The 13,215-nt window shown below is 59.9% G+C and carries 10 protein-coding genes; 4 read left to right on the forward strand and 6 right to left on the reverse strand.

The genetic code is table 11. The features are described 5' to 3' along the window. Positions 1-432: 432 nt before the first annotated feature. The 3 genes from BSU04_RS19245 to BSU04_RS19255 form a co-directional block, all read right to left on the reverse strand. Complete coding sequence (locus tag BSU04_RS19245; protein WP_089162130.1) at positions 433-924, reverse strand: hypothetical protein; 492 nt, start codon at positions 922-924, stop codon at positions 433-435. A 371-nt stretch (positions 925-1,295) separates the two neighbouring features. After that, positions 1,296-1,742 (reverse strand): large conductance mechanosensitive channel protein MscL, encoded by a 447-nt coding sequence (mscL, locus tag BSU04_RS19250; protein ID WP_089162131.1) that lies wholly within the window; start codon positions 1,740-1,742, stop codon positions 1,296-1,298. Positions 1,743-2,004: 262 nt separating this feature from the next. After that, positions 2,005-3,420 carry a DUF2252 domain-containing protein gene (locus tag BSU04_RS19255; protein ID WP_089162132.1) on the reverse strand — a complete coding sequence of 472 codons (1,416 nt, stop codon included), beginning with the start codon at positions 3,418-3,420 and terminating at the stop codon, positions 2,005-2,007. Between the two features lie 474 nt (positions 3,421-3,894). Between BSU04_RS19255 and glgX the strand changes: the two genes are divergently transcribed. Together glgX and BSU04_RS47735 are read left to right on the forward strand one after the other, a co-directional pair. Next, complete coding sequence (gene glgX, locus BSU04_RS19260) at positions 3,895-6,093, forward strand: glycogen debranching protein GlgX (RefSeq protein ID WP_089162133.1); 2,199 nt, start codon at positions 3,895-3,897, stop codon at positions 6,091-6,093. A gap of 118 nt (positions 6,094-6,211) precedes the next feature. After that, positions 6,212-6,346 (forward strand): hypothetical protein, encoded by a 135-nt coding sequence (locus BSU04_RS47735; RefSeq protein WP_256983049.1) that lies wholly within the window; start codon positions 6,212-6,214, stop codon positions 6,344-6,346. Positions 6,347-6,466: 120 nt separating this feature from the next. Here BSU04_RS47735 and BSU04_RS19265 read toward each other — a convergent pair whose 3' ends face one another. Both BSU04_RS19265 and BSU04_RS19270 read right to left on the reverse strand, forming a co-directional pair. Further along, complete coding sequence (locus tag BSU04_RS19265; RefSeq protein ID WP_089162134.1) at positions 6,467-7,648, reverse strand: tetratricopeptide repeat protein; 1,182 nt, start codon at positions 7,646-7,648, stop codon at positions 6,467-6,469. A 264-nt stretch (positions 7,649-7,912) separates the two neighbouring features. Next, positions 7,913-8,593, reverse strand: a complete 681-nt coding sequence (locus BSU04_RS19270; protein ID WP_089162135.1) for a PspA/IM30 family protein — start codon at positions 8,591-8,593, stop codon at positions 7,913-7,915. A 383-nt stretch (positions 8,594-8,976) separates the two neighbouring features. Here BSU04_RS19270 and BSU04_RS19275 point away from each other — a divergent pair, with 383 nt between their 5' ends. Further along, positions 8,977-9,390 carry a DUF2177 family protein gene (locus BSU04_RS19275; protein WP_218827319.1) on the forward strand — a complete coding sequence of 138 codons (414 nt, stop codon included), beginning with the start codon at positions 8,977-8,979 and terminating at the stop codon, positions 9,388-9,390. Positions 9,391-9,407: 17 nt separating this feature from the next. Here BSU04_RS19275 and BSU04_RS48815 read toward each other — a convergent pair whose 3' ends face one another. Beyond that, positions 9,408-9,977, reverse strand: a complete 570-nt coding sequence (locus BSU04_RS48815) for a hypothetical protein (RefSeq protein ID WP_256983047.1) — start codon at positions 9,975-9,977, stop codon at positions 9,408-9,410. Positions 9,978-10,501: 524 nt separating this feature from the next. Between BSU04_RS48815 and BSU04_RS19285 the strand changes: the two genes are divergently transcribed. Then, positions 10,502-12,988, forward strand: a complete 2,487-nt coding sequence (locus BSU04_RS19285; RefSeq protein WP_089162136.1) for a penicillin-binding protein 1A — start codon at positions 10,502-10,504, stop codon at positions 12,986-12,988. The last annotated feature ends 227 nt before the right edge of the window (positions 12,989-13,215 follow it).

Consider the following 13,215-nt stretch of genomic DNA (forward strand, 5'->3'; position numbering starts at 1 on the left):
CTAATTTGGTGGTTGGTTGTTCGCGGATAGCGCGGGGTGAACCTTGGGCAGGTTCAGTCACTGGTGGCGAAGCGCGTCAGAACCCGTGTTCGGAGAAGGAGGGGTTCAAACATCGGTGGCTCTGGCGAGCACCGTGCTTTTGGGGCACCTATGAATGGGAACTGCACGCTGTGGACACTTAGGGTAGCGTGGTTTGAAAGCGTTTTCTTTGCTTCGTTTCTTTGTCGCTAAGGACCAAGAAATGACGCGCCGCCACGCGCAGTGGCTAATAGTGCTAAAGAAATGAGCCAACTCAAGCAGACCACTAAGGCTGAAAGCAGCAACCCGGCGATGACTCCGACCGCTAACGCAGGAACTTGGCATCCGGGCACTTACTCCGACCACCAGCCCCGGAAGCCCACACCGCCCCAACCGCGTCCACCGGTGCGAACACTACCGCAAGGGCCTTGACGCAGCATCGCCCGCATCCTGCCGCCGCGCGCCGCGCCTGGACCTTGCACTCGCCGATGCGCCGAATTCGCTCAAAATCTGAGTTCTTGCCCGGCTCGCAAACACAAGAACCCCAAACCCGTTGGCTTCATACCAATAGCCACCATTTTCGAGCCCGTCGAGAGGCTGCTCCAGCGCATTCGTGATGCATTCGATGCACCGGCGATGCAACTCCTCCACCGCTGGATATGGCGGTTGCGCGCCACGAACGCTGCAAAGAAGCACGTCGAGCCCCGGCAACACGTGCGCGTACAAAACCGGTTCGTCCTGTGCGCGAGCGCGTGCAATCTTGGTGTCGAGTTGACCGAACGGCTTGAAATGCCTAAGCACGGCGAGAAAAGACTCGTCGCCGTCGACCTTTGCGCGTCTACGCTTTTTCGGGAAGGACATAAAAATTCGCCTGAAAAAGAATTGCAAAAAACGCAGCGTCCTCATGCGGCCACTCCCGTCTGGCGGGCCGCTCGTTTGTCTGGACACGTCGATCTTTTATAGCACATCGATGTGGTGGATTCACGGCGATTCAGTTTAGGACACCGCACGCCGGTCAGGCTCGACCGGCCTAGCGGTGGCGCACGAATCATGCCGATAACCCTGCTGCGGCTCGCATGGCATTCAGTCTCAATAATAGACCTACGAAACCCCGCTGCGATGAAAATTCACCAGGAAAATTCAAACGCGTGTCATGAAGGCCACCAAGCGCCGGATTGCGCCCAAAAATGAAAAAGCCCGCGACGGTCGTCGCGGGCTTTTCTGCAATCGCTGATGCTTTAGAAAATCAGGGCAGACCCTTGGGTCGGACCCACAGGTCAAACGCGCGGCGAAGTTTTCAGCGAATCGCGGATCTCGCGCAGCAACAGCACGTCTTCCGGCGTTGCCACGGGCGGCGGTGCTGGCTCCTCGGCACGGCGCAGCTTGTTGATGAACTTGACCATCAGAAAAATGATGAACGCCAGGATGATGAAGTTGATCAGCACGGTAATGAACGAGCCATAACCGAACACGGCGACACCCGCCGTTTGCAAGTCTTTGTACGAGTCGGGATTTCCCTTGAAAGTGGGCGGGATGTTGCCGAGCTTGACGAACATGTTGGAAAAATCAAGCCCGCCCGTGACCAGCCCCACGACCGGCATGATCAGATCCTTGACGATCGAATTGACGATGGTCGAAAACGCGCCGCCGATAATCACACCGACCGCCAGATCCATCACGTTGCCCTTGAGGGCGAAGCTCTTGAACTCCTGAATCATGCTCATGCGTTGCTTCCTCCATTAAATATCATAAGAATCGGCAGCAAGGGATGTGCCATTCGACGACGTCCGTTTTCCTCATTTCCTCATTCCCAGCCGCCGTCCCGGCTTTGCTTTTCTGTTCAGGCTCTCACCGTATTTAAACGGATAACGACAATGATAGCTAATCGCTAGCATCTGCGTCCCGGGTTTTTTTGACGTCATCGGCCGATCGGACAGGGTTTGGCGAAGGGCTCTGTTCGTTCGCTCTCTTGTTCGCCTCGCACTGCTACGCTTTCTCGGGCGGTGAAGCTATCACGCGCCCCTGTGCGATCGCCTGGACAAATGCGGCGTGGTCGGCCACGGTCTGCGCACCGTAGCTTTCCGCCCATCGGGCATAGCCTGCATCCAGTCGATCCGAGTTGCCGCAATAACCGGCGATCAGCGCGGCATCGCCGGTGCGCGCATGAGCGCGCGCGAGCAGCAAGCCGAGGCACCAGGCGTAGAAATCGAAGGTCGCGCCGTGCAGCCAGTCGACCGGAATAGAGCCGCGGATGTTCTTCATCTGCCGCACGTAGAAGTCGCGGCCCGAAATGGTTGTCCAGCCAAGCAACGGGTCGGACGAGCTCTGCAGCAGGCGCTGGCCGTGCACCACGCGCCGTCCCTGATGGCTGAATGGTTCAGCGAGCGCCGGCACGAAAGGCGCGGCGGCCGGCACAATGCCTTCCTTAACCTGCATGAACAGTGGGTCGGCATGAGCCCGTCCGAGCAGCAATAACAAATACGCGCGCGTCCCGACACTACCCACGCCTACCACGCGATGCGCGACATCGACCACGTCGTAGCGCTCGAGCATCGTCCGCCATTCGCCCGCGATGGTCTGCAGGTACCCGCGCAGCCCTTCTATAACGTGATTTTTCTGCGCCGCGTCAAGACGGGTGAGGATCGGCGGCTCGTCGCGAAAACGCCAGCTTTTGCCATCCGGCTCGGCGACACGTGCCAGCATCGTCGCGTGACTCCGCTTGGTCGAGCGTTCAACGGCCTTGGCAATGGTCGCCTTCTCCGCAGAGTCGAGCGTGACCGGCGCTTCGATATGCAACACGCTCGCGTACGAGCGCATTTGCCACAGGTCGTAGGCGGGAATCTGCGCCAGCGTCGACATGGTGGTCCGGTAGGCGGTGCAGGCGGAGCGCACGGCGCGCTCGCGGCCAGCGGCGTCGACTCCGTTTTCACGCGCCGCCACGTTGATACTGGCGGTGAGCCGCTTCAGATCCCATTCCCAAGGGGCGACCAGTGTTTCATCGAAGTCGTTCAAGTCGAAGACCACGTCCTGCCGGGGGGTGCGGAACAGGCCGAAATTGTTCAGGTGCGCATCGCCGTCGATCATCACGTGATGACCGATAGACGGCGTGTGCGCAAGGTCCCAGGCCATCACGCTCGCCGCCCCGCGCAGGAACGCAAACGGCGACGCCGCCATGCGTGACATGCGCAGCGGGATCAGCCGCTCCTGCCGGCCGGCGTTGTTGGCGAGCACCCGCGCCACGGCGTCCGGACGGCCGTTTTCCGGCTGCCAGGCTGCGTGCGCGTCGAAGGGAACCGAGTCACGCAGCGCGCGGCCAAGCACACGGCTTTCCCCCGCGCTGCCGATGGACGTACCGGACAGCCTGCTCGGCGGACTCGCTGATGCAGCGGGTTGGGTGGGCAAGGCAGCTTTCCTCGGGTTGATCGAACGCGTAGGGGGCGAGCGATTTCACGAACGCTCCGGGCCGCATAGGCAGGATAGGCAGGACACGTGAGCGCGATACAGCGAGACGCACGAGCACGATGCACGCCAGCAGCGACTTCGTACAGTCCCGGGCTCCGCCGGCATAGGCGGACGGTTCTTCACTGGCCGGAGGAGCGAGCCGGGACATCAAATCAACCTGCATCCTCTGCCGCAGCGCAAGGCTGTCCGAAAAGGATGCTCAGCGATGGGCACGAAACCTGCTATTTCTTCTGCCCGTGGGTTCCGGATGACGTTGCACTCACGGCGCCGCGAATCTGTCGTCCGATCCCGGTAGACGATTCAGCGGCTAACGAATAACGATCGACGCGCAACCCGCAAATCCGCTAACGGTTCTGCGGGTAGAAGCATCATCACATATTGATTGAAGCATCCAACACCTGGACACACGCATACATGGCACACGATATCCGCATTGCCGAAGGCTCGCCGTTTCCCTTAGGCGCGACCTGGGACGGCGAGGGCGTCAACTTCGCCTTGTTCTCCGCGCACGCTACGAAAGTCGAACTGTGCCTCTTCAATGACACCGGCGAGAAGGAGCTTGAACGCATCGAATTGCCTGAATATACCGATGAAGTCTTTCACGTCTATCTATTCGGGTTGAAACCGGGCGCGGTCTATGGGTATCGCGTGCATGGTCCTTATGAGCCGGAGAACGGGCATCGTTTCAATCCGAACAAGCTGTTGCTTGACCCGTATGCGAAGGCGCATGTGGGTGAGCTGAAGTGGGACCCGGCGGTGTTCGGGTACACGCTGAATGCGGACGGCGACGACCTCACGTTTGACGAACGCGACAGCGCGCCGTTCGTGCAAAAGTGCCAGGTGGTCGATCAGAGCTTTTCATGGGTCCACCCGACGCGCGTTCGCGTGCCTTGGGAACAGACCATCTTCTACGAAACCCACGTGCGCGGTTACACGAAGCGCCACCCGGCTGTACCCGAGCACTTGCGCGGCACATTCGAGGGATTGGGTACGAAAGAAGTGATCGAGCACATCAAAAGCCTGGGGGTGACATCGGTTGAATTGCTGCCCATCCACGCGTTCGTGGACGACAGCCATCTCACCGATAAAGGTCTCACCAACTACTGGGGCTACAACACGATCGGCTTTTTCGCCGCCGATCCGCGTTTCTTTGCGCAAGGCCCGGGCGCGGTCGCGGAACTCAAGCAGATGATCGACCGCTTCCACGAAGCCGGCCTCGAGGTCATTCTAGACGTGGTTTATAACCACACCGCCGAAGGCAATGAGCGTGGGCCGACGTTGTCGTTCAAGGGTATCGACAACGCTTCGTACTATCGGTTACCCGACGACAAGCGTTATTACATCAACGATACCGGCACGGGCAACACGCTCAACCTGTCTCATCCGCGCGTGCTGCAGATGGTCACCGACAGCCTGCGCTACTGGGTCACCGAGATGAACGTCGACGGTTTCCGCTTTGATCTTGCGACTATCCTTGGCCGCGAGCCCGATGGCTTCGACGAAGGCGGCGGGTTCCTCGACAGTTGCCGCCAGGACCCGATTCTCTCCAGCGTGAAGCTGATCGCCGAGCCTTGGGATTGCGGTCCCGGCGGATATCAGGTCGGTGGTTTCCCGCCGGGCTGGGCCGAGTGGAACGACAAATTTCGCGATACCGTACGTGAGTTCTGGAAGGGAGAAGAGGGCGTGGCGGCGGAGTTGGCCACGCGTATCACCGGTTCCGGAGATAAATTCAACCATCGCGGCCGCCGTCCGTGGGCGAGCGTGAACTTCATCACCGCGCACGACGGTTTTACGCTGAACGACCTCGTCTCGTATAACGAGAAGCACAACGACGCAAACGGCGAGGACAACAACGACGGCAGCTCGGACAATCGCTCGTGGAATTGCGGCGCGGAAGGCCCGACCGACGACCCTGAAATCCGCGCACTGCGTGAACGCCAGAAACGCAACATGCTGGCGACGCTGCTGTTCTCACAAGGCACGCCGATGATCCTCGCCGGCGACGAATTCGGCCGCACGCAACAGGGCAACAACAACGCGTATTGCCAGGACGACGACATTAGTTGGGTCAACTGGGACATCGACGATGAAGGCCGCGCGCTGAACGACTTCGTGCGCAAGCTCACGACCCTGCGGCACACGTTGCCGGTGCTGCGTCGCGGACGTTTCCTGACGGGCGAGTTCCACGAAGACCTGCAGCTCTCCGACGTGAAATGGCTGAGCCCATCGGGCGAGGAGCTGACGCCGGAACAATGGGACGATCCGTCGATGCGCTGCTTCGGGCTCGTGATTGACGGGCGCGCGCAGGCAACGGGCATTCGCCGTCCTGCATCGGACGCCACCCTGCTGATCGTGGTCAATGCGCATCACGACGTGGTGGACCTGACGTTGCCCGAGATTCCCGGTAGCGATCAGTGGAGTTGCCTGATCGATACCAATGCGCCGATCCGCGAAGAGCTGGAAGACTTCGATTCGGGTGCGACCTACCAGGTAACCGGACGATCGCTGTTGCTCTTCGCGCTCCATGCACGCGGCGCGACGAAGCGGATTTTCAAACGCCTGGAGGAAGCGCTGACCGACGAAGTCGAACCGGAAAGTGGTAACGCGGGGTAAGGGTACGCGATCTACGGCAGTGGTTTGTAACGGCTATCATGCGGGTCATGAACCTTGACCCGCTGTTTGGCTTACATTGCCCCTTACCGTTTTCATCCGCGTCGCAGCATATCGTGCAGTGCACCCCGTCGACATGATCTTCGAGGCACTCCTGCGTGTCGCGAATTGGGATCAACTCGAACGCATCTGGGAATTTGTTGTGGGATTCCTCAAATTCCTGTGGGCGTTGCTGCGCTTTCTGGGAGGCGGGTGAAGGCCCGATACAGGCCCGATACAGGCCTGCTTTGCGACAGATTTTCTGTGCCAATAAAAAAGCTCCGAACGAATCTGGATGATTCGTTCGGAGCTTTTTAACATCCAGCGGGCAGTCAGTTCAGGAGTTGTCCCAGTTGCCGGAATCGTTGCTGCCCAAGTCGACGCCGCCGCCGTTGTCGCTCCAGTCGTTCGAGCCGTTGCCGAAGTCGAGGCCGCCGCCGTTGTTGCCGTCGGTACCACGACGTCGGCGCAATTCGTCGTCGTCGACCGGAACGTCGCGCTCGATCACGCGCTCGCGGTTGCCGCCGGACATCGCCTCACCGAGCAGCACGCCCGTCAGCAATCCGCCCATGCCGCCACCAAAACCACCACCTTGTTGCACGATGACCGGCGGCTGTTGTTGCGGATAAGGCGAATAGGGCGGCTGTCCTTGCGGGTTGCGCCCAAAGCGCTCAGCTTCCTGGGCATAAACTGACTGGCCGTCGGCATTTACCGGTGCTGCTGTGGCACGCGGATCGGGCCGGCCTTCCGAACGCGCCCGCACGCTGTCGATCTGGTTCGCCAGATCTTCGATCGCATAGGGTGGCACGGGATTTTTCGAATTGGAGAGCGCTTCGACCATCTGGCGCAGTTGGGTCTCGATGCCTTCGACTTCCTGAAGCATCGTCTCATGACCCGGTTGAGTCGATAAACGCACGTCGAGCTTCAGCGACCGGACATCGTTGAGCAGCTCCGTGGCGCGCTTGAGTTGCGTGCGGCGATCAGCGTCGGTCTGGCCGTCATCGTTCGAGCGCGCGCGTTTCAGACCCCAGCGCAGCACGAGCGCAATCCCGACGAACAGAACTGCGAGCAACACCCACATGCCCATCGACGGTCCGTGCTTTTCGGGAGCCGCCATGGCGCCTTGATTGAACGGATTGCGCGTAACCGAGCCAGACGTCGAGTTAGACGTATTACTCGACGAATTCACCCGATTCGCATCCGAGCGAATACGCGCTTCCATGGCGTTAAAGCGCGATGGATCGGTGAATTTAATGGCGGGATCGAGTGTGCGCGCTTGTTGAACCTGAGCGAGTGCGTCAGAGGAACGGCCTTCGCGGTCGAGCACTTGCGCGTACAAATAATGCGCCTTGGCGTTGTTCGGATGCGCCTGCAGCACTTCGTTCAACTGCGAGTCGGCCTGGCTCCAGTTGCCTTGCGTCATCGACTGCTCGATCTGGCCGGCGGTTGGCACAGCCGCAAAGGCCGCTGCCGAAACCAGCATCAGCGATGCAACTACAGCCATTACATATTTTTTCATCTGCGGACCGGGGCGTTCGCACCCGTCTCCATTCCATGCGACATTTCGATGCAATACCCCAATGCTGCTCGCGGCGAACCGCGCTACTGCGCCGTTCGCCGCGCCTTCGACCGCGCGTCGGCTTGAGGTTGCACTCATTGCCAGCACACTGTCAGGCGTTCACCTGAAAGGGCGCAAGCCTTGATCCTGCTCTTGATCCTGAATTGCTCACCGGCCGGCACCAAACCCCCGCGCTGGCTTCAGAACGAAGACCTGGCCGCTACTTTACTGCGTCGGCGTGTTGATCTGTTTCTTGAGCGCTTCCAGGCGGTCTTCGACAGACGGGCCACTCGTGAGCGCCGCAAGTTTGTCTTCGAGCGCCTTGCCGCTCTTCTGATCAGCGGAGTTCAGCCGTGCGTCCGAGCGGGCATTCGATAGCTGGACCTTGTCTTCCAGCTTCTGAAAGTCTTCCGACAGGTTCTTGCCGCCGATCCCGCCCAGCGCCGTCGCCGCTACATCTTTTGCCGTCGCAATCTGCTGCTTGGCCTGAAGAATGTTCGACCGCGAGTTGAGCTCGTTGCGGCGCTGGCGCATGTCGTTGATCTGCTGCTTCAAATGATCCACCGACGGCACCAGGGTCACCAACTCGGCGGCCAGCGCATCGCGTTCTGTTTCGGCGTTTGCCTGCGCACCCAGCGCTTCACGGGCAAGCGCTTCGTCGCCGCTTTGCAGGGCGCGCTTGGCGCCGTCTTCATACTTCTTCGCCTTCTCGGCGGCAACGTCGCGCTTGCTTTGCTGCGTGGCGACCTGCGCCTCGATTTCGATCAGCGAATTCTCGGCCTTCGCGATGCTGTCGTCGAGTTCGCGCACGATCTGGCGAGCGTCCCGCGACGGGTCCTGCACGGTGTCGGCGGCGTCGTTCAGCAAGCCCTTGACGGTGCGCGAGATGGAATCCAAAAGCGACATGAGTTTCCTCCGGAAATAAAGTCGGCTGCCAAGCAGCAACGTTCGATGAACATTCTGTGAACGTTCGCCAACGTTTGATTAAGCGCGGCGCCCACGGCGCCACGCGTCGGATAAATCAGGCCGGGCGCACGGATTGCAAGCTCGCCGATACACTTTGTTGCGAAGCGGGCATCCGCGCATTGAAGGCGGGTTCAGCCGGCAGTGCACGAAACCTGGTCCGCATGCTTCGTGCGCGCCGCGTCCAGATTTTGACCGGGGTATTAAACCATGCAACGGCTTAAACCGGGCTTAACCGGTTTATCTTAACGGTACACCATGCGTTTGAATTAGCGAGTACCGCTGCGCAAATTCAAGTTTTTGAACGGATTTAGAACGGATCAACCATGTCGAAAATGCTTGTCATTGCGTTTGCCGTTACAGCCGTCGTTTTCCTGATCCTCGACGCCATCTGGCTCGGCGTGATTTCGCGGAATTTGTACCAACGGGAGATAGGGGATTTATTGCTGCCGAAACCCAATTTCTGCGCGGCGGCGGTTTTCTATGTGATTTACATAGCGGGCCTGGTGTATTTCTGCGTCGTGCCGGGCGTCGCGGGGCAGAGCGCCCTGCGCGGACTGGTCAACGGTGCGGTGTTCGGGATAGTAGCGTATGCGACCTATGACCTCACCAACCTCGCCACGCTGAAAGGCTGGAGCACGACGCTCGTGTTTATAGACGTAGCATGGGGCGCGGTGGCAAGCGCGATCGCTTCGGCCGTTGCGGTCGCTGTTACCACGCGTGCGGTCCCGCTCGACTGAACAGGCGACTTGCTCTTTCAGGCGCGCCCGGAAAACGACGCGTCTCCGTCCGATTCATCCGATGCACCCAGGTCTTCCCCGGAATCGCAGGTTTGCGGCAGGACATCGTCCGTTTGCGGTTCAAGCGCGGGCAAAGGCGCGGGCAAAGATTTAGGCCCTTCAGCGGCCAATGTGCGTTTGCTCGCCACCTTGGCAACCAGTGCCGCGTCCCGCGCTTCACGCGCGGCAGCACGTTCGGCGACTTGCCGCAGCGCGACATTCAGCAGGTCAGGTGTTTTCGGTGCACGCAACCGGTCCACGAGGCTTGCCGCCTTCACCTGCTCGCTGGTCGCGTTGAAGCTCAATATGGCACGCCGCATGAGCTCACTGACACTCACGCCAAGGCCGTCAGCGGTGCTGGTGATCGCAAGTTTCTGCGCGGGAGTGACAAAAACAACGATGCGTTCGCTGGGTTTGGTAGTCATTAGCGCCTCGCAAGCAGGGCTGGGCAAGTCCGAACGGCCGATATCCGACACGGGCAACGCCATTTGATGCGCTTTCGGCGTGCGCGGCGGTACGGCAAACCACGCAACCAACGTTTCCATCATATCGGTTTGCCAACTTCTCGTGCGCGCAGTCACACTCCCCGAGTGGTGCTTGGCACGCTACCCATATCAACCGCTTGCAATATCGAGATGGCGGTGCTAAAGCCGCCTCCGCGATAGCGTCAAGAGAGGCCGTCTCGACAGACATGCCAGCCACGGCGGCCCACTACACCGGATTTACTTACAAAAAAATCCTCTCGCCGCCGGTGTTCGGCGCTCGAATTCTTTAAAATGCGCTGTTATTCTGCGCGTGGCCGCCAGTGTTGCGGTTTTTCTTACAATGCTATAACAGCCATTCACGGGAACGCGCAGCCAGTCCGGGGGCAACGGCACGCGACGCAGCAGTCTGGAACCATTTCATGGAAGTGCTTGTTTGAGCGCTGCCATGGTTAGATCAGGCCGCAGCGCTACACATCGGCTACACGGCGGAGCCGGCCACGGCTTTCGCTCACCCCAACATTTATCGTTACGCGGTTTCACGGCGTTGCGCACCGGGCGCCTGATGGGCGCGCCGTTCAATCCAAGTCATGCCAATCATCAAACGACCGAATTCCTCGAACGCCCCACGCGATGACCGGGATCAAGATGGTCCCAATCGTTACCGTCAACCCACCGCCAAGTCTTCAGCCGGACCCTCGATCGCGGTGCGCATCGTGTTGTGGTTCGTCGGGCTGTTCGCCGTCGCGGCAATCGTCGGCGCGCTGATCATTGGTTATGCGCTGGTCGTGATGGGGCCGAACCTGCCCTCGCTCGACGCAATCACGGACTATCAGCCGAAAGTGCCGTTGCGGATCTACACCGCGGATCACGTACTGATCGGCGAATTCGGTGAGGAGCGGCGTCGGATCGCGCGCTTCGACGAGATTCCCGACCAGATGAAGAAGGCCGTCCTCGCGATCGAGGATTACCGCTTCTACGAGCACGGTGGCGTCGATTTCATCGGCATTGCACGGGCGGGCTTGAGCGACATCATGCACGGCGGCGCGTCGCAAGGCGCAAGCACGATCACCATGCAGGTCGCACGTAACTTCTTCCTCTCAAGCGAGAAGACCTACACGCGCAAGATCTACGAAATGCTGCTCGCCTACAAGATCGAGCGCGCGCTGACCAAGGACCAGATTCTCGAGTTGTACATGAATCAGATTTATCTGGGTGAGCGGTCGTATGGGTTTGCATCGGCGGCGCGGGTGTATTTCGGCAAGGACCTGAAGGATCTGACGCTCGCCGAATGCGCGATGCTTGCGGGCTTGCCCAAGGCACCGTCGGCTTATAACCCGGTCGTCAATCCGAAGCGCGCGAAGATTCGTCAGCAATACATTCTGAAGCGCATGCTCGAGCTGAATTTCATCACGCAAGCGCAATTCGACCAAGCCAGCGCCGAAGAAATACATGCGCGTGTGTCGGGCACGGAATACAGCGTGCACGCCGAATATGTCGCGGAAATGGTCCGGCAGATGATGTACGCCCAATACCGCGATGAGACATACACGCGTGGCTTTTCAGTGACCACGACCATCGATTCCGCCGATCAGGAAGCGGCGTATAACGCCGTGCGCAAGGGCGTGATGGATTACGAGCGGCGCCACGGGTATCGCGGGCCGGAAGGGTTCGTCAATTTGCCGACGAACCAGGACGACCGCGACGAAGCGATCGACGACGCGCTCGCCGATCACCCTGACAACGGCGATCTGGTCGCGGGCGTGGTGACGTCGGTGAATGCGAAGCAGGTGGTCGTGACGTTCGTCAACGCTGACCCGGCGACCATTACCGGCGACGGCTTGCGTTTCGTCGCAGCCGGTTTGCGCAGCAATGCATCGGCCGCGGTGCGGATCAAGCCGGGTTCCATCGTGCGCGTAATGCAGGACGCGAAGGGCAACTGGAGCATCACGCAGTTGCCGCAAGTCGAGGGTGCGCTGGTTTCTCTCGTGCCGCAGGACGGCGCGATCCGCGCGCTGGTCGGCGGCTTCGATTACAACAAGAACAAGTTCAACCATGTCACGCAGGCGTGGCGCCAGCCAGGGTCGAGCTTCAAGCCGTTCATCTATTCTGCATCGCTGGAAAAGGGGCTTGGACCGGCGACTATCATCAACGACGCACCGCTGTATTTTCCGCCGACCACACCGGGCGGCCAGGCATGGGAGCCGAAGGACGACGACCAGCCTGATGGCCCCATGTCCATGCGCACGGCCTTGCAGAAGTCGAAGAACCTTGTGTCGATTCGGATCCTCTCGTACATCGGCACGAAGTACGCACAAGATTACGTCACAAAGAACTTCGGTTTCGATGTGGACAAGACACCGCCTTATCTGCCGCTCGCGCTGGGCGCCGGTCTTGTCACGCCGCTGCAACTGGCTGGCGGATATTCCGTGTTCGCCAACGGCGGTTCGCGGATCAATCCGTACCTGATCGGTGAAGTAGCCGATGCCCGCGGCACGGTGATCTCGCGCGCCAATCCGCTGATCGCCGGCAGCAATGCGCCGCAAACGCTCGAACCGCGCAACGCGTACATAATGAACAGCCTGCTGCATTCGGTCGCCACTGGTGGGACAGGTGCGGGAACCAACGTGCTCAAGCGTAACGACCTGCAGGGCAAGACGGGTACGACCAACGACGCGAAGGACGGCTGGTTCGCGGGTTATCAGCATCAACTCGTGGCGATTGCGTGGATGGGCTACGACCAGCCGAAGTCGCTTGGCGGCCGTGAGTTCGGCGCGCAACTTGCGTTGCCGATCTGGGTGGAGTTCATGCAACGGGCGCTCGCCAATGTCCCGCAACAACCCATGGCGATGCCTGATGGTTTGACGACTATCGACGGCGAATTGTTCTTTGCCGATAAAACGCCGGGCAATGGTTTTGTCGCGAGCATCGGCGTGGATTCAGCGAATCCGCTTGAAGGTGCAAGCGATGCGGTGGGCGGTGTTGGTCCTGGCGGAATGACGCCTCCGAGCGTGCCGCCGCCCAACGTGAATCCGGCCGAGCGCCAGGAGATCATGGATCTCTTCAAGGGACATTGATTGGCGTTTGCGCAGCCCGGTGTGATCAGTACTAAAAGCGGGCAGCGCAATGAATGCGTTCGACGAGCTATCTTGGTGACTATGTACTGGGTTGGCGTCGTGGCTTATGTCAAGGCATCGGGAGGGTACTCATGAGCACACTTATGTGTGCTTGTGAGGCGAAGGAAGGGACGGTTGTCTCAGGATAAAAAAGGCGCGGGGCAATCAGATTGCAATCTGATTGCCCC

Source organism: Caballeronia sordidicola (assembly GCF_002220365.1).
GTDB lineage: Bacteria > Pseudomonadota > Gammaproteobacteria > Burkholderiales > Burkholderiaceae > Caballeronia > Caballeronia sordidicola_C.